24 protein-coding genes, 2 tRNA genes and 1 pseudogene are annotated in these 21,556 nt (G+C 64.1%); 14 read left to right on the top strand and 13 right to left on the bottom strand.

Features of this window, described 5'->3' with window-relative positions; genetic code table 11:
* The 4 genes and pseudogenes from A8V01_RS21645 to A8V01_RS29655 form a co-directional block, all read left to right on the top strand.
* On the top strand, positions 1–232 hold a 232-nt coding region (locus tag A8V01_RS21645; RefSeq protein WP_483870002.1), incomplete at its 5' end, for a regulatory protein RecX.
* Positions 233–730 (top strand): DUF192 domain-containing protein, encoded by a 498-nt coding sequence (locus tag A8V01_RS21640; RefSeq protein ID WP_103098351.1) that lies wholly within the window; start codon positions 233–235, stop codon positions 728–730.
* Positions 731–778: 48 nt separating this feature from the next.
* Positions 779–1,186, top strand: coding sequence for an NADH:ubiquinone oxidoreductase subunit NDUFA12 (locus A8V01_RS21635; RefSeq protein WP_103098350.1), 408 nt, complete (start codon positions 779–781; stop codon positions 1,184–1,186).
* Positions 1,080–1,622: pseudogene (locus A8V01_RS29655) on the top strand (DUF2155 domain-containing protein); the annotation flags it as partial. The gene A8V01_RS21635 and the pseudogene A8V01_RS29655, both read left to right, overlap by 107 nt.
* 35 nt (positions 1,623–1,657) lie before the next feature.
* On the opposite strand, the gene aat reads toward A8V01_RS29655, so the two are convergent.
* Positions 1,658–2,494, bottom strand: a complete 837-nt coding sequence (gene aat / locus A8V01_RS21625; RefSeq protein WP_103098349.1) for a leucyl/phenylalanyl-tRNA--protein transferase — start codon at positions 2,492–2,494, stop codon at positions 1,658–1,660.
* 112 nt (positions 2,495–2,606) lie between these two features.
* Between aat and A8V01_RS21620 the strand changes: the two genes are divergently transcribed.
* The 7 genes from A8V01_RS21620 to A8V01_RS21590 all read left to right on the top strand — a co-directional run bounded on the left by A8V01_RS21620 (position 2,607) and on the right by A8V01_RS21590 (position 7,768).
* Positions 2,607–2,682: transfer RNA gene (locus A8V01_RS21620), tRNA-Trp, on the top strand.
* Positions 2,683–2,859: 177 nt separating this feature from the next.
* Positions 2,860–4,398 carry a hypothetical protein gene (locus tag A8V01_RS21615; protein ID WP_103098348.1) on the top strand — a complete coding sequence of 513 codons (1,539 nt, stop codon included), beginning with the start codon at positions 2,860–2,862 and terminating at the stop codon, positions 4,396–4,398.
* A gap of 131 nt (positions 4,399–4,529) precedes the next feature.
* Positions 4,530–4,724 (top strand): preprotein translocase subunit SecE, encoded by a 195-nt coding sequence (gene secE, locus A8V01_RS21610; protein WP_103098347.1) that lies wholly within the window; start codon positions 4,530–4,532, stop codon positions 4,722–4,724.
* Between the two features lie 28 nt (positions 4,725–4,752).
* Complete coding sequence (gene nusG, locus A8V01_RS21605) at positions 4,753–5,289, top strand: transcription termination/antitermination protein NusG (RefSeq protein WP_103098346.1); 537 nt, start codon at positions 4,753–4,755, stop codon at positions 5,287–5,289.
* Between the two features lie 318 nt (positions 5,290–5,607).
* Positions 5,608–6,039: a 50S ribosomal protein L11 gene (gene rplK, locus A8V01_RS21600; RefSeq protein WP_008830816.1), complete on the top strand. Its 432-nt coding sequence runs from the start codon at positions 5,608–5,610 to the stop codon at positions 6,037–6,039.
* A 4-nt stretch (positions 6,040–6,043) separates the two neighbouring features.
* Complete coding sequence (gene rplA, locus A8V01_RS21595; protein WP_103098345.1) at positions 6,044–6,742, top strand: 50S ribosomal protein L1; 699 nt, start codon at positions 6,044–6,046, stop codon at positions 6,740–6,742.
* 177 nt (positions 6,743–6,919) lie between these two features.
* The gene (locus tag A8V01_RS21590; RefSeq protein WP_103098344.1) at positions 6,920–7,768 is read left to right on the top strand and encodes a TauD/TfdA dioxygenase family protein; all 849 of its coding nucleotides are present in this window, start codon (positions 6,920–6,922) and stop codon (positions 7,766–7,768) included.
* A gap of 12 nt (positions 7,769–7,780) precedes the next feature.
* Here A8V01_RS21590 and A8V01_RS21585 read toward each other — a convergent pair whose 3' ends face one another.
* The 4 genes from A8V01_RS21585 to rimO form a co-directional block, all read right to left on the bottom strand.
* Positions 7,781–8,332, bottom strand: coding sequence for a hypothetical protein (locus tag A8V01_RS21585; protein ID WP_103098343.1), 552 nt, complete (start codon positions 8,330–8,332; stop codon positions 7,781–7,783).
* Position 8,333: 1 nt separating this feature from the next.
* Positions 8,334–9,095 (bottom strand): competence/damage-inducible protein A, encoded by a 762-nt coding sequence (locus A8V01_RS21580; RefSeq protein ID WP_103098342.1) that lies wholly within the window; start codon positions 9,093–9,095, stop codon positions 8,334–8,336.
* Between the two features lie 319 nt (positions 9,096–9,414).
* Complete coding sequence (locus A8V01_RS21575; protein WP_103098341.1) at positions 9,415–10,032, bottom strand: TenA family protein; 618 nt, start codon at positions 10,030–10,032, stop codon at positions 9,415–9,417.
* Between the two features lie 266 nt (positions 10,033–10,298).
* Positions 10,299–11,678, bottom strand: coding sequence for a 30S ribosomal protein S12 methylthiotransferase RimO (gene rimO, locus A8V01_RS21570; RefSeq protein ID WP_103098340.1), 1,380 nt, complete (start codon positions 11,676–11,678; stop codon positions 10,299–10,301).
* A gap of 128 nt (positions 11,679–11,806) precedes the next feature.
* Here rimO and A8V01_RS21565 point away from each other — a divergent pair, with 128 nt between their 5' ends.
* Positions 11,807–12,199: a DUF1761 domain-containing protein gene (locus A8V01_RS21565; protein ID WP_103098339.1), complete on the top strand. Its 393-nt coding sequence runs from the start codon at positions 11,807–11,809 to the stop codon at positions 12,197–12,199.
* A 13-nt stretch (positions 12,200–12,212) separates the two neighbouring features.
* Here A8V01_RS21565 and A8V01_RS21560 read toward each other — a convergent pair whose 3' ends face one another.
* The 5 genes from A8V01_RS21560 to A8V01_RS21540 form a co-directional block, all read right to left on the bottom strand.
* Entirely contained in the window at positions 12,213–13,238 is a 1,026-nt protein-coding gene (locus A8V01_RS21560; protein ID WP_103098338.1) for a potassium channel family protein, read from the bottom strand.
* Positions 13,235–14,338, bottom strand: a complete 1,104-nt coding sequence (locus tag A8V01_RS21555; RefSeq protein ID WP_103098337.1) for a LysM peptidoglycan-binding domain-containing M23 family metallopeptidase — start codon at positions 14,336–14,338, stop codon at positions 13,235–13,237. The genes A8V01_RS21560 and A8V01_RS21555 overlap by 4 nt, the downstream gene beginning before the upstream one ends.
* A complete protein-coding gene (gene surE / locus A8V01_RS21550) occupies positions 14,338–15,099 on the bottom strand; it encodes a 5'/3'-nucleotidase SurE (protein ID WP_103098378.1) in 762 nt (253 codons plus the stop codon). Before surE ends, A8V01_RS21555 begins: the two co-directional genes overlap by 1 nt.
* A gap of 68 nt (positions 15,100–15,167) precedes the next feature.
* Positions 15,168–16,448: a serine--tRNA ligase gene (gene serS, locus A8V01_RS21545; protein WP_103098377.1), complete on the bottom strand. Its 1,281-nt coding sequence runs from the start codon at positions 16,446–16,448 to the stop codon at positions 15,168–15,170.
* Between the two features lie 397 nt (positions 16,449–16,845).
* Positions 16,846–16,920, bottom strand: a tRNA-Val gene (locus A8V01_RS21540).
* Between the two features lie 78 nt (positions 16,921–16,998).
* Between A8V01_RS21540 and A8V01_RS21535 the strand changes: the two genes are divergently transcribed.
* Positions 16,999–17,313: a DUF3297 family protein gene (locus A8V01_RS21535; RefSeq protein WP_103098336.1), complete on the top strand. Its 315-nt coding sequence runs from the start codon at positions 16,999–17,001 to the stop codon at positions 17,311–17,313.
* 66 nt (positions 17,314–17,379) lie between these two features.
* Here the strand turns inward: A8V01_RS21535 and A8V01_RS21530 are convergent, their stop codons facing one another.
* Complete coding sequence (locus A8V01_RS21530) at positions 17,380–18,015, bottom strand: CHAP domain-containing protein (protein ID WP_103098335.1); 636 nt, start codon at positions 18,013–18,015, stop codon at positions 17,380–17,382.
* Between the two features lie 219 nt (positions 18,016–18,234).
* On the opposite strand from A8V01_RS21530, the gene der reads away from it, so the two are divergent.
* Positions 18,235–19,614, top strand: coding sequence for a ribosome biogenesis GTPase Der (der, locus tag A8V01_RS21525; protein ID WP_103098376.1), 1,380 nt, complete (start codon positions 18,235–18,237; stop codon positions 19,612–19,614).
* A gap of 60 nt (positions 19,615–19,674) precedes the next feature.
* Here the strand turns inward: der and A8V01_RS21520 are convergent, their stop codons facing one another.
* Together A8V01_RS21520 and bfr are read right to left on the bottom strand one after the other, a co-directional pair.
* On the bottom strand, positions 19,675–20,829 hold the full coding sequence (locus tag A8V01_RS21520; protein WP_103098334.1) for an AI-2E family transporter: 1,155 nt from the start codon (positions 20,827–20,829) through the stop codon (positions 19,675–19,677).
* A 208-nt stretch (positions 20,830–21,037) separates the two neighbouring features.
* Positions 21,038–21,526 (bottom strand): bacterioferritin, encoded by a 489-nt coding sequence (gene bfr / locus A8V01_RS21515; RefSeq protein WP_103098333.1) that lies wholly within the window; start codon positions 21,524–21,526, stop codon positions 21,038–21,040.
* Between the last annotated feature and the right edge of the window lie 30 nt (positions 21,527–21,556).

The following is a 21,556-nucleotide window of genomic DNA, read 5'->3' as shown; positions in this document are numbered from 1 at the left end:
CGGCGCTGCCGAGCAGCGGCGCGCGGCGCTGGTGCTGGCGCGGCGGCGGCGCTTCGGCCCGTTCGCGATGCAGGCCGCAAGCGATCCGAAGATAAAGGACAAGCAGATGGCCGCGATGCTGCGCGCCGGGCACCCGCTCGACATCGCGCGCCGGATCGTCGAGAGCGAGGACGCCGACGCACTGGAAGAATGGGCCGATGATTCGGACCTGTCGGAATTCGGAGACTATTGAATGCGCCTGACCCGCTCCACCATCGCCGTTTCGCTGCTGCTGGCTTTCGCCGCGTGCTCGCAAGGAGGGCAGGAAGCCACTGCCAAGGCTTCCCAGGTTGCGGCGCAGCCTTCGGTACATCCGGTTTCGGGACTGCCGGTCAGGGAACTCAAGGTGAAGTCTGCCAACGGCACTCACGCCTTCCGGGTGGAAGTTGCCGCCACGTTCGAACAGCAGGAGAAGGGGCTGATGTTCCGCACCGAAATGGGCGCGGACGAAGGCATGATCTTCCCCAACAACCCGCCGCGTCGCGCCGCCTTCTGGATGCGCAACACGGTGATCCCGCTGGACATCATCTTCATCGGCACCGACCGCCGCATCCTCAACATCGCCGCCAATGCGGTGCCTTATGACGAAACGCCGCTGCCTTCTGCGGGGGTGACTTCGGGCGTGCTGGAACTGAACGGCGGGCGCGCGGCGCAGCTGGGCATCAAGGCGGGCGACAAGGTATCGTGGTGACCTTTATGCGCTTGCCTTCCGGTGCGCTTCGGGGCTAGTGCGCGGCTCATGGGAATCCTGTCCAAGATCTTCACCTGGTGGGACGGCGCCACCATCGGCACCTCGCTCTGGAGCTCGCGCAATGGCGAGCACGTCGGCACCGACGCGCAGGGGAACAAGTACTACCGTTCCAAGAACGCGAAGGTGAAGACCACCGAAGGCTATGAACGCCGCTGGGTGATCTATGCCGGCGCCAACGACGCCAGCAACGTCCCCGCCGAATGGCACGGCTGGCTGCACCACTCCTATGACGGCGTACCCGAAAGCCATCTTCCGGCCCCGCGCATCTGGGAAGTGGACTACACCCCCAATGCCACCGGCACCGCAACCGCCTATCGCCCGCAGGGTGCGCTGGAGCGTGGCGGCCATCGCGCTGCCGCTACCGGCGACTACGAAGCCTGGTCGCCGGAAGCCTGAGGGCGCACACGTGATTCGCGTTCCGGGACCGGTTCAGGGGTTGGCGGCGCTTTCGCTGCTGTCGCTCCTTGCGGCCTGCGGCGGTGAACCGGCGCCCGAAGCGCAGGACACCAGCGTGCCGGACGCTATCGCCGGGATGCAGGCCGGTCCCGCGCAGGCGGCGCAGGGGCAGCAGATCGGCACGCCCAACAAGGACCGCGTGGTCACGCTGGGCGTCCTCAACAAGCGCAATAACCTGACGCAGGATCTAGTGATGAAGCCGGGCGAATCGCGCCGGCTGGGCAACCTCGTCGTCAAGGTCGCCACTTGCGAAAAGACGATGCCCTGGGAAAAGCCCCAGGAAGAGGGCGCCTTCGTTCAGGTCTTCGTCGAACAGCGGCGCACTACCGAGGAAAAGCTGGCGTGGAACAAGGTGTTCTCCGGCTGGCTGTTCAAGAATAATCCCGGCGCCAACGTGGTTGAGCACCCGGTCTATGACGTCTGGGTCAAGAGCTGCGCTATGAGCTTCCCCGGCGAGGAGGCCAGCCCGCAAGACGATGCCTCGCCAAGCAGGGCGTCGAATGCGGCGGGCAGCGCCAGCACGCCGACACCTGCGGCATCGCCCACGGCGGCAGCACCGTCGGCGTCGCCAGCACCCGCCGTCGATCCCGAGCCGGTCGAGGAACCTGCCGTAGAGCAGTGACCCGCCGCTGGCAGCTGGCCTGACTGGGCTTCCTGCAGCAGCGTCAGATATTTTTTCTGCGGCATCTCCACCGCGCCCAGAGAGGCAAGGTGCGAGGTCATGAACTGGCAGTCCAGCAAGGTGGCCCCGCCCCGTCGCAGCGCTGCCACCAGCCAGCACAGCGCGACTTTTGACGAATCGCTCACGCGTGAGAACATCGATTCGCCGCAGAACACCCGATCGAAGCCGACCCCATACAGACCGCCCACAAGATCGCCGTCGCGCCAGACCTCGATCGAGTGCGCGTGGCCAAGGAAGTGCAGGTTTTCGTAACTGGCCTGGATGCGGTGGCTGATCCAGCTGCCGCCGTCATCCTCGTCGTTGCTCGCCCGGCGCGGGGCCGCGCATTCGTCCATGACCCGCGAGAATGCGCGGTTGCAGGTCACTTCGAATCGGCCGCGTTTCAGCGTGCGGGCGAGGGAGGAGGATACCCGCAACCCGTCCAGAGGCAGGATCGCGCGCAGGCGCGGTTCGATCCAGAAAATTTCCGGATCATCGCGCGCATCCGACATCGGAAAGATTCCGCTGCGGTAGGCGAGCATGAGAAGTTCGGGCTCGATGAGCGGGTTTGAGCGGGGTGCGTGCACCTGGCGGTCCTAGCAGATGGGGATAAAGAGCGCTAATCCACGCAATCGGTTGCTATCGTGCAATCGCCGCTTGCCATCTCCCACGTCCTTCATTAGAGGCCCCCGAGCCCGCAGGAGTGTAGCTCAGTTGGTAGAGCATCGGTCTCCAAAACCGAGGGCCGTGGGTTCGAGTCCCTCCACTCCTGCCAGCACTTTCCCAAGATCGCGATAACGTTCCCTTCGGGGAAAACCGACCCTTCGGCGAAAAGCCGGATGGCGGGGGCCAAGGGGTGCCCATCATCGGGCCGCGACGTTCAATTGCGGGCCGAGTTGTTTTACGAGAGCCCGTTCGCCGATTCGGGCACTAGCGGGAAGACCAGTCGTACATGCACGCCAGCGCGCATCCTGACGCCGTAGAGGCCGCAAAGGCCCAGCCAGCCGACTCCGGCAGCGATACCTATAAACGCACGCGCCACGAGGCCCTGTGGATGGGCATTGTGCTGTCGCTGCTGGCGATGCTGCCCGCGATCGTCGCGTGGGCGCCGCAGATGACTGACTATCCGTCGCACCTTGCAGGCTACAAGGTCATGCTCGATCATGGGCACGACCCGTTCCTGACGCGCTACTTCCTGTTCAAATGGGAATGGACCGGCAACCTGGGCGCCGAACTGCTGATGGTGCCGCTGACCCCGATCATGGGGCTGGAAGCGGCGGGGCGGTTCATTGTCGCAGCTATTCCGTTCCTGACCGGCATGGCGATCATGGCGGTGGAATGGAGCCTGCGAAAGCGCATCGGCGTGGGCGCGATCCTGGCCTTCGCGATGATCTGGTCGCCTTCGTTCCTGATGGGCTTTCTCAACTATTCGCTGTCCGTCGCCTTCGCGCTGTTCGTGCTGGCGGCCTGGGTGCGGCTGGAGAACTGGCGCTGGCGCTGGGCGGTGATGATCCCGGCCAGCTTCGTCGTCTGGCTCTGCCACGTATCGGGCTGGGGCGTGATGGGCGTGCTGGTCTTCGGCTACGAATGGTCGAAGCGCAGCAACTGGCGTGACTGGCGGCCGTTCCTCAAGCCTTGGCCGCTGATCTTTCCGATCCTGCCGATGCTGATGGGCATGGGCGCCAATTCCAAGGTGTCCTACGGGCGCTGGGGCGTGCTCGAATACAAGTGGCAGATCCTCTACCGCGCGATGCGCAGCTACGACATGAACTTCGACATCGCCAGCCTGTGCGTGGTGGTTGCGGTGATCGTCGCGGCGCTGGCGATCCGCCGGTTCGACGGGCGCGTGGGCTGGGCGGCGCTGATGCTGCTGATCCTGACGCTGATCGTGCCGCGCCAGATCTTCGGCGGCGACTATGCAGACTATCGCCTGAGCACGGCCGCGCTGCTCGTCGCCTGTCTGGCGATCGACTGGCCGGTGCCGCGCTGGGGCCTGGCGCTGGCAGGGCTGCTGTTCACCACGCGTATCGCGGTGACCACAGTGGTCTGGTACGAGGACGCGCAGACCGCGCGCCAGCTGATCACCGCGATGGACTATGTCCCTGAAGGTTCGCGCGTGGCCACTGCCATCGCGATCCCGCGCCGCCAGTGGTACTTCGGCCCGTTCGAGCATTTCGGCAGCTATGCCGTCGTGCGGCGCAGTTCGATGGAGAATTCCAACTTCGCGCTGCCCGACGTCCACATGCTGTCGATGCGAGAGACGCGCTATCGGTTCAACGATCCGACCCAGCGTATTCTCTACAGCGACAACCAGCGGATCGACCTGCGCAAGTTCAAGCCCGCGCGCCATGCCGACTACCTCTGGTACATCGGCACCAAGGCGCCGGTGGCGATCCCGGACGGTGCCTATATCGTCTATGCCACCCCCAACTCGTTCCTTGCGCGTCTGCCGGATTCGGTGGACCTTGCAAATCCGGACAGTGGAAGCTAAATCCCCGTCTCCTCCCGACAGGCGGACTTCATCAGCCCCTCCCGGCCTCGGCCGGGGCGGCGATGGCCCCTAGGCGGAAGAATCGCAGAATTTTCCGCGACAAATGCGGCATAGCTAGAGAGCGACGTAAGATGGCCAAGATCACCCCCGGCGAATTCATGCGCCAGGTCCAGGCGGAAACGCGCAAGATCCACTGGCCCTCGCGCCAGGAGACGGTCACCACCGCGATCTTCGTCGGCCTGATGACGGTGCTGCTGGCGGTGTTCTTCCTGGGCATCGACGCGCTGTTCGGCTGGATCGTCAGCTCGCTGCTGAACGCCCTTTGATCGCCAGAATACAGGACTGAGAGACAACATGGCCCGCTGGTACATCATCCACGCCTACTCCGGCTTCGAGAGCAAGGTTAAGGAAGCCATCATCACAGAGGCAGAGCGCATCGGTCTTTCCCAGCTCGTCGAGGACGTGCAGGTTCCTTCCGAAACCGTGACCGAAGTAAAGCGCGGCAAGAAGGTGCAGACCGAACGCAAGACGATGCCCGGCTACGTCCTTGCCAAGCTGACGCTGAACGACGACGTCTACCACCTCGTCAAGAACACCCCGAAGGTCACCGGCTTCCTGGGCGCCAACGGCAAGCCCCAGGCCATCAGCGAGAGCGAGGCCGCACGCTACTTCGGCGCTGCCGAAGCCGCCGCCGCCGCGCCGCGCAAGACCGTCAACATCGATTACGAGATCGGCGATTCGGTCAAGGTGCTCGACGGTCCGTTCGCAAGCTTCAACGGCATCGTCGAAGAACTCGATTTCGACAAGAACCGCGTCAAGGTTGCAGTTTCCATCTTCGGCCGCGCTACCCCGGTGGAGCTGGAATTCGAGCACGTCGAACTCAGCAAGTAAGATTTGCATCGGTTGCGGAGCTTCTCCCGACCGATCGATACGAAACGCCCCGCCGAAGTGCGGGGCGTTTTGCGTTCGGGGAAACGGGATTTACCGCCGATGCGCGCTACGTGGCGGGCCATCATGCCTGCGTGAACTCCGCGTATGAAACGGGCCCTTTCCTTTCGGTCGGGTTTGGTATAGGGGCGCGCACTTCGGACAGGCGGCTTGCCGTCACCGATTCCCTGCGGGAGGGACGCTGCTCACACGGCGGCCCGCCAAAACCGCTAGACATGAGCCTCGGGAAACCGGGGCGACAGTGTGAAAAGGAGCGGCCCCATGGCCAAGAAGATTACTGGTTACATCAAGCTGCAGGTTCCTGCAGGCAAGGCCAACCCGTCGCCGCCGATCGGTCCGGCGCTGGGTCAGCGCGGCGTGAACATCATGGAATTCTGCAAGGCGTTCAATGCCGCCACGCAGGAACTCGAGAACGGCATGCCGATCCCGACCATCATCACCGTCTACGCCGACCGCAGCTTCACCTTCGTGACGAAGACGCCGCCGGCCACCTTCCTCATCAAGAAGGCCGCTGGTCTGAAGTCGGGCTCGAAGGAGCCGGGCAAGATTTCCGCCGGCAAGATCGCGCGTTCGAAGCTGTCCGAGATCGCTCAGGTCAAGATGGCTGACCTCAATGCCAACGACATCGAGGCCGCAACGAAGATCATCGAAGGCTCCGCTCGCGCGATGGGCCTCGAAGTGGTGGAGGGCTGAAGCCATGAAGCAGACCAAGAACCAGAAGGCCCTGGCTGCCAAGCTCGGCGACAACATGAAGCTCTACGGCGTTGACGAAGCGCTGCAGACCCTTCGTGACCTCAAGACCGCCAAGTTCGACGAAACCGTCGAAGTCGCGATGAACCTCGGCGTCGATCCGCGTCACGCAGACCAGATGGTCCGTGGCATGGTTTCGCTGCCCGCAGGCACCGGCAAGACCGTCAAGGTCGCCGTGTTCGCCAAGGGTGACAAGGCTGCCGAAGCTCTTGCCGCCGGTGCCGACAAGGTTGGCGCCGAAGACCTCATGGAAGACATGCAGGCCGGCAACCTCGACTACGACCGCGTCATCGCCACCCCGGACATGATGGGCGTCGTCGGCCGTCTCGGCAAGCTGCTGGGCCCCAAGGGCCTGATGCCGAACCCGAAGCTGGGCACCGTCACCCCGAACGTGACGCAGGCCGTGAAGGACGCCAAGGGCGGCCAGATCGAGTTCCGCGTCGAAAAGCAGGGCATCATCCACGCCGGCATCGGCAAGATGTCGTTCTCGGACGCTGACCTGAAGACGAACTTCTCGGCTTTCGTCGACGCCATCGTCAAGGCGAAGCCGTCGGGTGCCAAGGGCAAGTACGTCCGCAAGATCTCGCTCTCGTCCTCGATGGGACCGGGCCTCAAGATCGACACCACCGAGATCGCCGGCGCCTGATTTCTCGCGCTGACGTCCACGGACAAGAAGGGCCGGGAGGGAAACCTCCCGGCCTTTTCTTTTGGGTGGCGGCTGTCCGCCCCGGCGGTGTGTTCGCAATCCCGTTTACGCCCGGAAGCATCGGGTGTATCAGCGCGCTGTACACATGTTCAGCATAACGCCGGGAGAGACGGCCAGATGGCTATCCGCTTCGAAGACATCAAGGAATTCATCGGTTCGCGCGTGCTCTGGGACGATCGCGAAGACCTTTTCACTCCGGAAGCGGCTCGCCAGATTCGCGCCAAGGTGGAAGAGCGTACCGTGCTCGTCTTCCCCGAGGTGGACCTGACCGACGCCGAACAGCTCGCCATCACCGGAGCGATGGGTGACAAGGTGCGCCTGACCGCGCGCAACAATGTCCAGAGCAACGACGAAGACGTCTACCAGGTCACTCTGGACGAAAAGATCAACCCGCAGCCGGAATATGTGCTGGGGACCTTCTTCTGGCACATGGACGGCATCACCGTAGACATGCCGCCGCCCTTCGCGACGCTGCTGTCATGCCGCATCGCCCCCGACAAGGGCGGGGAGACGGAGTTCGCCAGCACTTACGCCGCTTACGAAGGTCTTCCCGATGACGAAAAGCAGGCGCTTGAAGGGCTGAAGGCGGTCCATTCGGTGCGCGCCAGCCTGTCGCCGATCGCTGATGCCATTCCGGAAAAGCACCGCGAGAAGGTGCTGGGCATCGGGCTGGTCAAGGAGCATCCGCTGGTCTGGACGCACGAATCGGGGCGCAAGTCGATGGTGATCGGTACGACTGCGGACCATATCGTCGGCATGGAAGTGCCCGCAGGCCGCGCGATGCTCATCCGTCTGCAGGAATGGGCGGCGCAGCCTGCGTTTTCGCTGCGGCACAAGTGGACGAAGGGCGACTTCGTAATCTGGGACAACACCGGCGCGATGCACCGGGCGATCCCTTACGACAAATCCACCGGCCGCATGATGCACCGCACTTCGATCGCGGGGACAGAGGCGGTCGCCGCGTAGGCCCTTACGTCGTCAGCGCAAGTTCGCCGCCGTATAGCATTCCACCAGATAGGCCAGCGGGCGTCCGTCCGGCAGGACTAGCATCGCCTGATGCGTGGAGATCGTCTCGGGCGGGCAGTTCTGCGCCGGTCCGGCCAGGGTGGCGAGCGGCTTGCGGCGGAAGTGCAGCGGGGCGACGACTTTGCCGAACGGGGTGTCGCTGGATGCGAGGGCATCGTTCATGGCGGCGCTGAGGCGCGCAGGCACGTACCAGTTCCAGGCTTCGGACAGGACATGCCTGCCGCAGCTCAGGCGGACATGGCGCATCGCCACGGTTTCCTCGCCCACCAGCGCGAGGCGGGCGCGGATGTCTGCCGCCGGCATGCCATCGCGGACAGGAGGCAAGGTCTCGGCCGTCACCCGCGCGGGTTCGGCGAACCCACGCAGCGCGCACCATTCTTCCAGCGCCAGCGTGGCGCTGTCATGGCGGCGCAGGACGGCTTCGAACTCTTCAAGGGTGGGTGCGGGCATTGCTGGCGACGTTGCGGAGGCCATCACGGCAAGCGCGGCAAGATCAAGTGCCACATCAAATACCGCCGGGCACGGCAGGGCGCCCCATGGCGGACAGGCCATCGACCAGCGCGCGGGTGCAGGCGGCCAGATCCCCGGCACTGACCGAGCGGATCACGAAGTTGGCGCCGGTGCGCCCCTCGGCCCAGAACGGATAGGAGCCGATCTGACAGCTCTCGAAGGTCTTTTCGGTCTGGCGCAGCAATTCGGCGACCTCACTTTCGCCAACCCAGCAACCGACCGTTTCCGACAGCAGCGGCGCCCCGCCTTCCAGTTCGCCCGAGAGTGCATCAAGCATACCCGCAGTGATGCTGGGCACGCCTGCCATGATGAACACGTTGCCGCAGCGGATGCCGGGGGCGCCCGTGTAGCGGTTGGGGATCAGGCTGGCGCCTTCGGGGGTGCGGGCCATGCGCAGGCGCGCTTCGGTAAGGCCGCCGCGCGTCTCGTAGTAGCCTTCGAGGATTTCTCGTGCTTCGGGGTGGACTATCACCGGAACGCCCAGCGCCTCTGCGATGGCATCGACGGTGATATCGTCATGCGTGGGGCCGATGCCGCCGGTGGTGAAGCAATAGTCGTTGCGCGCGCGCAGCGTGTTTACCGCTTCGACGATAGCAGGGGTTTCGTCTGCGACGACGCGGACTTCCTTCAGGCGGATGCCTTGAATTTGCAGCCAGGTGGCGACTTGCGCGATGTTCTTGTCGTGCGTGCGGCCTGAAAGGATTTCGTCGCCGATGACGACAAGGGCGGCGGTGAAGATTCGCTGCGGGGAAGCCATGGCGGTATCGCTAGGGCAAATGTGCGAGCGGGGCTAGGGGTGTCGCTTGCCTGCCGTGCGGCGCGAAAAAGAAAGGACCGCTGCAAAAAGAAAGGGCCGGTCCGAAGACCAGCCCTGTAGAAGTTTTGGGAGAGGATGCCTGAAAGGCCCGATCCTTATGTCCGAGAGCGGCCTTTGCTGCAAATGCGAAAAGATTGAGCAATGTTGCAAGGAATGCAACTAGTCCGATGCAGTTCGTGAAACTGCGGTTTTCGGCGCCTGTCGTTCAGTGAAGTCAGATCGGCCAGCTTTCCCGGCGATAGGCGGAATCCCAGAACATCTATTCGAAGCGAGTGGCGTTGCGAAAGGCGGTGGCCATGGCTGCTCGGGTGGCGGCTGTGGCATTCTCAGCCGCTTCGTCGACGAGCGCGCGCACGCGGTCGGTGGCTTCCCCGAATGCCGGGGCAGCGTATGTATCGATCCAGGCGGCGTAAGGGTTGGGCGATGCCGCACGGGGCTTCACGTCGCAGCCGACTTCCCAATAGACCCAGAAGCAGGGGAGAATGCCCGCGATCAGTTCCTCGTAGCTGCGCGTTGCCGCAAGGGCCGAAAGGTAGCTGGTGTAACCGAGGCACGCAGGGGTCGGTTCGCTAGCTGCCGCAAGTTCCGCAGTGACGCCGAACTGGGTGAAGAAGGCCTGGTGCAATGCTTCTTCGACCTGCACGGCAACTTTGGCGCCATCCGAAAATTCCAGCCGGCCGCTGGCGGTCGGTGCGCGGGCGGCGGCAAGGGCAAGGGCGCGGGCATATTCGGCCAGATAGAGGCTGTCCTGGACGATGTAATGGCGGAAGCTTTCCGCCGGAAGCGTACCGTCGGCGAGTTCGGCAAGGAAGGGGTGGTTCAGGATGGCCCGGCGCAGCGGGGCGACATCTTCCCAGACGGATTGGCAGAAGCTCATGGAATGGTCCCTTCGGCGCGGATGTGATCCGCTGCGCTTAGGGACCGGTGCGCAGGAACGTCAATCGCCCGAGGGTGCGAAGTGGGCGGGCAAGATAGCGAGCGCTCAAAAAGAAAGGGCCGGTCCGAAGACCAGCCCTGTAGAAGTTTTGGGAGAGGATGCCTGAAAGGCCCGCCCCATATGCTGTGAGAAGCTGATTCCCGCAAACGCGCAAAGCGCTATCATAGTTGCATGTCTTGCAACGATCGCGCTCTGTGCGCTGTGCGTCAACTTTGCAAAACGGCGCCGTAAAGGTCGTGCTCATCGGCATCTTCGACAAGAACATCAACGATATCACCAACTTGCAGGCCAGAGGCAGCGCGCAGGAAGACGTTTCCGTCGATTTCGGGGGCGTCCGCCTGTGAGCGACCGGTTGCACCGACGTCACCGTCTTCGTCCGCTTCACCGACCTCGTCGATGATCACCGGCAGCACGCGGCCGACCTTGGCAGCCAGCTTTGCAGCGCTGATCGCGGCGGTCTTTTCCATGATGCGCTGGTAGCGTTCTTCCTTGACCTCTTCCGGCACCGGATCGGGCAGGTGGTTGGCCGAGGCGCCCTCTACCGGCTCGAAGCGGAAAGCGCCGACGCGGTCGAGCTGCGCTTCGTCCAGCCAGTCGAGCAGGTACTGGAAGTCCGCTTCGGTTTCGCCGGGGAAGCCGACGACGAAGCTGGAGCGGATCGCGATATCCGGGCAGATTTCGCGCCACTTGTGGATGCGGTCGAGCACCTTCGCCTCGTTCGCCGGACGCTTCATCGCCTTGAGCACCGAGGGTGCGGCATGCTGGAACGGAATGTCGAGGTAGGGCGTGATCAGCCCCTCTGCCATCAGCGGGATCACGTTGTCGACGTGGGGATAGGGATAGACGTAGTGCAGGCGCACCCACGGCTTGCGGCCCTGTCCATCCTTTAGCTGGCCCAGTTCGCGGGCAAGATCGGTCATGTGGGTGCGGACCGCGTGGTCCTTCCACATGCGCTCTTCATGCCGCACGTCGACGCCATAGGCCGAAGTGTCCTGGCTGATCACCAGCAGTTCGCGCGTTCCGGCCTGCACCAGCTTTTCGGCTTCGCGCAGCACGGCATCGATGCGGCGGCTTGCCAGCTTGCCGCGCAGGGAAGGGATGATGCAGAAGCTGCACGCGTGATTGCAGCCTTCCGAAATCTTGAGATAGCCGTAATGGCGCGGCGTCAGCTTCACGCCCGCTTCGTCATAGGCCTGGGGAATCAGGTCCAGATAAGGCGAGAGTTCGGGTGGCGCAGCTTCGTGCACCGCCTCCACGACCGCTTCGTACTGGTGCGCGCCAGTGACCGCGAGAACCTGCGGGAACTTGGCGCGAATGACTTCGGCCTCGTTGCCCATGCAGCCGGTCACGATCACGCGGCCATTCTCGGCGATCGCCTCGCCGATGGCGGCAAGGCTTTCTTCCTTCGCGGAATCAAGGAAGCCGCACGTGTTGACCAGCACGACATCGGCGCCGGAATAGTCCGGGCTCATGTCATAGCCGTCTGCGCGCAGGCGGGTGAGGATACGCTCGGAATCGACGAGCGCCTTGGGGCAGCCGAGGCTGACCATGCCGACTTTCGGCGGGGAGGGGAGTTCGATAGCCATGGGATTGGCGCGCCCGATACTCGCAAATGCGCTGCGAGTCACGAAAAACGAATTTTGCGGATGATTCGCAAAACTTGCACAAGTGTGCGGGGCCTGCAAGAGAAGGGGCGGATTGAGGAGATTGTACGATGGGTCCGGTGAACTGGCTGGCGGTGGTGCTGGCAGCGGCGCTAGCGGTACTGGTGGGGTTTGCATGGAACGGCCCGCCGTTCCGTGACGGACGCACGATCGTTCCCGGCAAGTCCGAACGCGCGGGCAATTACGTCACCGTGGTCGTCGTCTTCCTTATCGGCGCCGCCATGCTGGGGCACGCGCTCGCCCGGATCGGAACGGAAACACTGACGGCCAAACCCTGGCTCTATTTCATGCAGAGCGGCGGGCTTGCCATCGCTTTCGTGATGCCGGCCGTGTGGCTGACCCATTCGCGCAACCGGACAGAGCCGGTGAAGCGGGTGATGGACTGCGCGTTCTGGCTGGTTGCTTATCTGTCGATGGGGCTGGTGTTCTGGCTGATGGGCTGAGCGCCCCCCGAACTTACGGCGTGACCGCGATTTCCACGATCACGTCGCCGGCCTCCAGCATGGCGGCGCCGGGTTCCCAGAAGCCGATGCACTGTTCGCCGCGATAGATGCGCACGCCCTTGCCGGTGGTGAGCTGATCCAGCGGCTTGCCGATTTCCTCCGGCCTTACCGGGCGCTCGACCAACTGCACGCGCCCGTCTACCGAGGCGAGGTCGGACATGTATTCGGCGATATGCTGTCCTTCGGCCGACCCGGCGAGCAGGCGGCCGGTGAAGCGCACCGGGTTGATCACGTTGTCCGCCCCGGCCTGCCGCGCCAGCAGCTCGTTGTCGTCCGCGCGCACCACCACGGTGATCGGCACGCCCGGCGCCAGATGGCGGGCGGTGAGCACGATCAGGATCGAGGTATCGTCCCGTCCGGCAGACACCAGGATCGTGCGCGCCGCATCGACACGCACGGCGTTCAGCGTTTCATCGCGGGTAGCATCACCTTCCAGCACGTTGCAGCCTTGCCGTTCGGCAAGGCGTAACCGTGCGGACGATGGATCGATGACGACGATGCACGCCGGGTCCATCCCGCGCGCGATCAGTTCCTGCACGGCCTCCGAACCGCTGACGCCGTAGCCCAGCACGACGACATGGTCGGACAGGCGCTCCTGGATGCGCTTCATGCGCCAGCTCTCCCAGCTATGCCTGATGAAATAGTTGTATGCGGTGCCCACGAAGATGAAGATCACCGCGAACCGGATCGGCGTGACGATGACCGCCTCGATCAGCCGCGACTTGTCGCTGACGGGGGCAATATCGCCAAAGCCCGTCGTGGTGATCGAGATCATCGTGAAATAGAACACGTCGAGGAAACTGACGGTGCCGTCGTGCGTGTCTTTCAGGCCGTCGCGGTCGATCCAGTGGACCAGTACCACGAACATCACCAGTGCGAATGCCCCGCCAAGCCGCAGCCCAAGGTCGGCCCATACCGGCAGGTCCACCGCCCGTTTGAGCGGCTTTGCAAGCTTTTGGGGCCGGAGGGCCTGCTTCACGGAACCTTGGGCAACTGGCCGAGCGGATCGACCGGCTGACCATCCTGCCGCACTTCGAAGTGCAGTTCGCTGCCCTTGGCAAGCCCGGTGTCGCCCACCAGACCCACGCGTTCACCCGCGGCGACCTGCGCGCCTTCCTTGACCGTCACGCGGCTGAGGAAGCCATAGGCGGTGTACCAGCCATCGCCGTGGTCGATGACCACAAGGTTGCCGAACTGATCCTTTTCCTGACCGGCGAACTTGACGGTTCCGGCACCGGCAGCGCGCACCATCGTACCCTTGGCGGCGGGGATATCGATGCCGTCGTGATAGTTCGATCCCGTGGCATAGCCGCGCCGCACGGCGCCGCTCAGCGGCCATGCGAACCGGGCGGTGGAGGCGGAGGGCTTCACTGGTGAGGGCCTTGGCGCCTGAACGACGGTTCTGGCGCCACCGCCTGCAGGTTCGATCAGCGTGGGGATCAGCAGGCTCTGCCCCGGCTTCACCGCTGCTGCGGGATCGAGGTTGTTGGCCAGCGCGATCTGTTCCCACGGCACTGCCGTATCCATCGAGATCGAGAAGCCCGTCTCCCCGGCCTTCACCAGATGGCGGCCGGTGCGCGGGATCTTCAGCTTCTGGCCGACACGCACGGCGAAGGGCGGCTGCAGGCCGTTGGCCTCGGCGATGAGGACGCGCGGCACTTTGGCGCGCGCGGCGATGCCGCCCAGCGTTTCGCCCGTGGCGACGAGGTGTTCGGTTTCGTACTCCGGCGCGCCGGGGACAGGTGGAGTGCGCGCTTCGATCACGCGGGCAGCGGTGGCCACCTTCTTCGCGGTCGGCGCAGCGGTATCCGCGCTGCGGGCGACTTGCGCCTTGTCGCTTTCGGGCGGCCTGAGACGCGTTCCGTCACGCGGGATCGTCAGCTTCTGGCCGACGCGCACGACATAAGGTTCCTTGAGTGCGTTGGCCTTGACGATCGCGCCGGCGGAAACGCCCGCGCGGTTGGCAATGCCGTTCAGCGTCTCTCCCGAGGTGACGACGTGGACCGTCTCTTCCCCGACAGGGGCGGCGTGGGCCGGAGCGCCCGCCAGCGCGGCAACAAGGAAGAGCGCGCGCTTCATCAGGCGAAACGCTGCGCCAGCGCCTGCAGGGAAGCGTCGTGCGTCAGGTCCAGCTGAAGCGGAGTTACCGCGACGTAGCCTTCGGCGATCGCCTCAAGGTCGGTATTGTGGCCCGGCGTGTGCTCGATCCCGTGCAGACCGAACCAGTAATACGGGAAGCCGCGCGGATCGCGGCCTTCGACCACCGATCCGCGGGCATAGTCGTGGAAGCCCTGACGGACCACGCGGATACCCTTCACCGCATCGGCAGGCAGGGCCGGGAAGTTGACGTTGACCAGAGTGCGCGGCGCGAAGGGCTGGTCAAGCAGCGGGCGCAGCACTTTGGCGCCCCAGGCTTCGGCGGCGGCGAAGTCTACCCCGTCGCCCAGATCCTCGCGCGAGGGAACCTGGCTCAGCGCGATCGAGCGGATGCCCGCCAGCGCGCCTTCCAGCGCGGCCGAAACGGTGCCCGAATAGGTCACGTCATCGCCAAGGTTGGCGCCGCGATTGACGCCGGACAGGATCAGGTCGGGCGGTCCGGGCAGGGCCTTGCGCAGCCCCATCGTCACCGAATCGGTGGGCGTGCCCGTGACCGAGAAGCGCTTTTCGGCATGCTGGCGCATCCGCACCGGGCGGGTCAGCGTCAGCGAGTGACCGGCGCCGGACTGTTCCTCGCTGGGCGCGCAGATCCAGATGTCATCGGAAAGCTGCGCGGCGATCTTCTCCAGCACGTAGAGGCCGGGGGCGTTGATGCCGTCATCGTTCGTGAGGAGAATACGCATATTCATGCCTTTAACCATATTGCGCGCAGCCGTCGCGCTAAATTCCCTGTTCTTCGACGGGCAGGGCCTCAGGCCGGAACTTCCAGCTTTTCGATCCCGCCCATCCACGGCTTGAGAGCGTCGGGCACCAGAACCGAGCCGTCTTCCTGCTGGTAGTTCTCCAGCACCGCGACCAGCGTGCGGCCGACCGCGAGGCCCGAACCGTTAAGCGTGTGGACGAACTCGGTCTTCTTCGAACCTTCCGGCTTGTAGCGCGCGTTCATCCGGCGGGCCTGATAGTCGCCGCAGTTGGAGATCGAGCTGATCTCCCGGTAGGCCTGCTGGCCCGGCAGCCACACTTCGAGGTCGAAGGTCTTGCGTGCCGTCGCGCCCATGTCGCCCGCGCAGAGCAGCACCTTGCGATAAGGCAGTTCCAGCGCCTGCAGGATGCTTTCGGCAGCGGCGACCATGCGTTCGTGCTCGGCCTCGCTCTCTTCCGGTTTGGCGATCGTGACCAGTTCGACCTTTTCGAACTGGTGCTGGCGGATGAAACCGCGCGTGTCGCGCCCGGCCGCGCCCGCTTCCGAACGGAAGCAGGGGGTCAGCGCGGTCATGCGCAGCGGCAGTTGCGCAGGGTCGAGGATGTCGCCCGATACGGCGTTGGTCAGCGACACTTCGGCGGTCGGGATAAGCCAGCGGCCGTCGGTCGTCCTGAACAGATCCTCGGAAAATTTGGGGAGCTGGCCGGTGCCGTATACGGCATCGTCCTTCACCAGCAGCGGCACGGCGCATTCCATATAGCCGTTCGTCGCAGTCTGCGTATCGAGCATGAACTGCGCCAGCGCCCGGTGCAGGCGCGCCATCTGGCCCTTGAGGAACGTGAAGCGCGCGCCGGAAAGCTTGGCGCCCGTTTCGAAATCAAGGCCGAGTACGGGGCCAAGATCGGCGTGTTCTTTAGGCGTGAAGGTGAATTCGCGCGGCGCGCCCCAGCGCGTGACTTCGACGTTCTGCGATTCGTCTTCGCCGTCCGGCACTTCGTCCACCGGGATGTTGGGCAGGCCGGCCAGCGCGTCCAGCAACTGTGCGGAAAGCTCCTTCTCCTCCGCTTCAAGCGCGGGGAGGGTGTCCTTCAGCGTGGCGACTTCGGCCTTGAGCGCTTCGGCGGTGGCGGTGTCGCCCGAACCCATGGCCTTGCCGATCGCCTTGGAGGCTTCGTTGCGGCGGTTCTGGCCTTCCTGCATGCGCGTCGCGACGGCGCGGCGCTGCTCGTCCAGAGCGACGAGGCTGGCGGAGACGGGCGCAACGCCCCGGCGGGCAAGGCCGGCGTCGAAGGCTGCGGGATTTTCGCGGATCTGGCGGATGTCGTGCATAGTGCCAGAGCCTATGCCGCGCAGGCGTTGCGCCCGCAAGACGTGGACCGGCAAATGTCGCGGATGTGGACGCGAAATGCAGCACTTGCCGCCTGCCGATCGCATGCCGTCATCCGGTCGTCGCGGTAAGCAAAATCTGTAACCGGCCGTTCATCTGGAAAATGGCGTCAGGCGCGCATGTCCATTCTACCGCAAGCGCTTCTCTGTTCCGTCAACAAGCACCGGGCCGACCGTCACAAGGTAACTTGGGACGGTGTGCATTATGTGGGCAAGTGCGAGGGGTGCGGCGCTGAAGTCTATCGCATCGCACCAAAGCAGTGGCGCCTGCTGGGGCCGCAATAAGTTTCTGCGATGCAAGGGAAAGTCGCTTGACCAGGCCGCCATCCTCCTGAGAGGATGGTGGGCGCGACAGGGATTGAACCTGTGACCCCACCCGTGTGAAGGGTGTGCTCTACCGCTGAGCTACGCGCCCGCTCCGTTAGCGGAAGCGCGCCTTTAGACAGGCCGGATCGAATTGACAAGCGGTGATTGCAAGATAAATCGCTGCGGCATGACTGAAGACACCAACACGCCCGAATCCGCGCCCGTCACTTCCGGTTCCGACGTGCCGCCCGATCATCTTGCGATCAACCCGCGCAGCCCGTTCTTCGATCAGGACAAGCTGCAGCGTGGCGTCGGTATCCGTTTCAAGGGCACCGTGCGCACCAATGTAGAGGAATACTGCATTTCCGAAGGCTGGGTGCGCGTGCAGGCGGGCAAGACGCTCGACCGCAAGGGCAATCCGCTGACCGTCAAGCTGATGGGCCCGGTCGAGGCATGGTACGAAGACCTTGGCGAGAATCCGCCGGTCGCCAAGAAGGACTGACCTGCCCGAAACGAAAAAGCGCGCCGTCACGTGAAGTGAGGCGCGCTTTTTCGGGGGATGAGAGGTTCAGAAATTTCCGGCGATGATGTCGCCGATGGGGTCGCTGCGGCGGCCCTTTTTGCTGGGCGCCTTGCGCGCCGACGCGATTTGCGTCGTCTCGCGCTGGGGCGCGGCGTCCTTCAGCTTGGCGCCGGGCTTTGCGTTGTAGATGAAGCCCGAGACCGGCCAGTGCGTCGTGCCGAGGTTGCGCGCCGGGCCGTACCAGATGCGCACCTGGCTCCAGTCGTTGTTCGGCGACACGTCGAGCGCGGTGACATTGCGCTCGATCTCGCCGGGGACCGACCAGTTGGCGTGGCTGAGCAGCACCGTGCGCGAATCGACGATTCGGCTGACGGTGGCAACGTGGCCAAGCTTCGAATTGTTGAACGGCTTGATCGCCATTACCGCGCCGACGCGCGGATTTGCACCGGTGGCGTAGCGCCCCTTCGCCTGGCTCCACCAGGTCCAGGCATCGCCGTAAATCTGGATGCCCGAAGTCGTGCGCGCATAAGGGACGCACTCCAGATGGCCTGGCATTTTCGATACATCGACGGCGGAACCGGCATCGCGGTCGGCGTCGACGATCGTGGCGGCCACGGCCGCGCCCGGCAGCGTGCAGGCGGCGGCAAGCGCCAAGCTTATGATTCTGCGGTAAACCCTCATGAACGCCGTTTTGCCCTCAGAAGATTGACGTGCATCTTCGGTGGTTGGTTAACGGCCGGGTAGGAAAAGGTTCCGTGCTTTTCCTGTAAATCGATTGAAAAACACCAACAATCGATTGCATGAGAATTAACGCCAACCCCGGTATTTTGCGGCCGCCTGCGCATGCGAATCACCGCAACGCTTGCCAAAAGCGCCGGAAATGCCCAAGCGGGTGCGATCATGCTTCCCCAAGTCATCATTATCGGCCGACCCAACGTCGGCAAGTCCACGCTGTTCAACCGACTCGTCGGCAAGAAGCTGGCGCTCGTGGACGATCAGCCCGGCGTCACGCGTGACCGTCGCTTCGGCGATGCAGAGCTGCTGGGCCTCAAATTCCAGATCGTCGACACCGCCGGTTGGGAGGACGACGAGGCCGAGACGCTGCCCGGCCGTATGCGCAAGCAGACCGAAGCGGCGCTGGAAACGGCGGACGTTGCGCTGTTCGTCGTCGATGCGCGTTCGGGGCTAACGCCGCTGGACGAAGAGATCGGCAACTGGCTGCGCGCCTCGCCTGTGCCGGTGATCCTGCTGGCCAACAAGGCCGAAGGCCGCGCGGGCGAGGGCGGTCTGCTCGAAGCCTACTCGCTGGGCCTCGGCGACCCGGTCGGCATTTCGGCCGAGCATGGCGAGGGCATGGCCGACCTGTTCGAATCGCTGCTGCCGATCCTTGATCCGCTGCAGCCCGAGGAAGAGCCGTTCCCGGAAGAAGAGGATGAGGAAGCGCGCCTGCGAGCGCCGCTCAAGCTGGCGATCGTCGGCCGTCCGAACGCGGGCAAGTCCACGCTGATCAACAAGCTGCTGGGTGAAGATCGCCTGCTGACCGGGCCGGAAGCGGGCATTACCCGTGATTCGATCACGATCCAGTGGGAATGGACCGACCCCAAGACCGACGACGTGCGGCAGGTCCACCTGATCGACACCGCAGGCATGCGCAAGCGCGCCAACGTCACCGAAAAGCTGGAACGGCTTGCGGTGGCCGATGCGCGCCACGCGATCGACTTTGCCGAAGTGGTGGTGCTGCTGCTCGACGCGACGCGCGGGCTTGAGCACCAGGATCTGACGATCGCCTCCAAGGTGCTGGAGGAAGGCCGCGCGCTGATGATCGCGATCAACAAGTGGGACGTGGCAGAGGATGCTTCGGGCCTGTTCAACGGCATTCGCGGCGCGCTGGACGATGGTTTGGCGCAGGTGCGCGGCCTGCCGCTGCTTGCGGTGTCCGCGCGCACCGGCAAGGGTCTGGACGACCTGATCTCCGCCGCCTTCTCCATCCGCGAGGCATGGAGCAAGCGCGTGCCGACTTCGGCGCTCAACCGCTGGTTCGACGATGCACTGGCTGCCAATCCGCCGCCGGCACCGGGCGGCAAGCGAATCAAGCTGCGCTACATCACGCAGGCCAAGACCCGTCCGCCGGGCTTCGTGGTCTTCGGTACGCGGCTTGATCTGCTGCCCGAAAGCTACAAGCGCTATCTCATCAACGGGATGCGGCGCGAACTGGGCTTCGAATCGGTACCGATCCGCCTGAATCTTCGCAGTCCCAAGAACCCGTTCAAGAAGGACTGACAAAAAGGCCGGAAAAAGCGCGAAGCTTTTCCCGGCCTTTTTTCATGTCGGCGGGCGCGGTCAGGAAGGGTGGGCCACCGCTTCCTCTGCGGCCTTTGCCGCACCGGCCTCTGTCTGGACCGGGACGGGCGAGCCTTCTGCTACCTCGGTCTTGGCCTTCCTGCGGTCGCGGTGCTGGTTCCACACGGCGATGAACAGGGCGGCGATCACAGGCCCGATGATGAAGCCGTTGAGGCCGAAAAGTTCCAGGCCCGAAAGCGTGGCGATCAGCACCACGAAGTCGGGCAGGCGGGTGTCGCGGCCGACGAGGATCGGGCGCAGCACGTTATCGACCATGCCGATGATGAAGACGCCGCAGAACACCACGATTCCGGCGTGCATCATGTTGCCGGCAGCGAACAGGTAGATCGCCACGGGCACCCAGATGATGCCGGTGCCGACGGCGGGCAGCAGCGAGAAGAAGCCCATCAGGACGCCCCAGATCACCGCGCCCTCGATACCCAGCGCCGAGAACAGGATACCGCCCAGAAGGCCCTGAACCACGGCGACCACCACGGTGCCGCGCATCGTCGCGCGCACGACCAGCAGGAAGTTCTGGATCAGCGAATCGCGCGTGTCGGCATGAAGCGGCAGGCTGGTGCGGACCATCTCGCCGTAACGGTCACCGTCGCGCAGCAGGAAGTAGCTGAGGTAGAGCATGACGCCGAGCGCCGCGACGAAACTGAGCGCGCCCTGGCCGACCGAAAGCACCCGCCCTGCAACCGTCTGCAGCCCGCTGGTGATGCTGGAGCCGAACTGGCGGCGGATTTCCTCGAAATCGTTGAGCCCGTATTCGGACACCAGACGGCGCACGCTTGAGGGCAGGGCGCCCTGCACCTGCTGGACGATGCGTCCGAAGTCGATCTGGCCGCTGGTGATCTTCTGGTAGAGCACCGTGGCTTCGTTGACGATGCTTATACCCAGCAGGATCGTGGGCACCACGAAAAGCGCGATCAGCCCGAACAGTACGATCGATGCGGCAAGGTTGCGCCGTCCGTCCATGCGTTCGGCAAGCTGCGCGGTCAGCGGCTGGAACATGATCGCGGCGACCACGCCCCACAGGACGGCGCCGAAATACGGGGCAAGCAGATAGGCCGCAGCCAGAGAAATAAGCACGACGAGGACGGCAAAGCCGATGTCCTCTGTCTGTAACCCACGCTTTTCGTCAGATCCCATTCAGCCCCCTTACTACGCAAAGCCGCTCCTGCCAGCCAATAAACGATGGCGGCGGAGGCGGTTCCCGTGCAGGCTATTCCCGATGTGATCGCGCGCCACGCAAAACGACCCGGAAGCGGCATTGGGCCGTCCGGGTCGTTTGGCGTTTTAAAGCAAGGACGGCGTCGTGCCTGATGGCCGCCGCCGTCCTCAGATCAGATGCCTGGAATCAGGATTCCGATTCGCCGGCCGGCTTGCTCTGCAACTGGCAGTAGTTCTGGATGCCCATGCGTTCGATCATGTCGAACTGCTTTTCCAGGAAATCGACGTGCTCTTCCTCGCTTTCGAGGATGCGCGCGAAGATTTCGCGGCTGACGAAGTCACGCACGGTTTCGCAGTGCGCGATGGCTTCCTTGAGCATCGGGATCGCATCGTATTCGAGCGCGAGGTCGGCCTTGAGGATTTCCTCGACCGTTTCGCCTACGCGCAGCTTGCCCAGGTTCTGGAAGTTGGGAAGGCCGTCGAGATAGAGAATGCGATCCGCCAGCACGTCGGCGTGCTTCATCTCGTCGATCGATTCGTGGCGCTCGTACTCGGCAAGCTTCTTGATGCCCCAGTTGTCGAGCATGCGGTAATGCAGCCAGTACTGGTTGATTGCGGTGAGCTCGTTGAACAGCGCCTTGTTCAGAAACTCGATAACCTTGAGGTCGCCCTTCATCGCGCGGAAACTCCTATGCTGGAGCCGCGG

This window comes from Novosphingobium guangzhouense, assembly GCF_002896965.1.
GTDB lineage: Bacteria > Pseudomonadota > Alphaproteobacteria > Sphingomonadales > Sphingomonadaceae > Novosphingobium > Novosphingobium guangzhouense.
The sequence above is the reverse complement of the archived record's forward strand: the minus strand, read 5'-3'. Positions and strand labels throughout refer to the sequence as shown.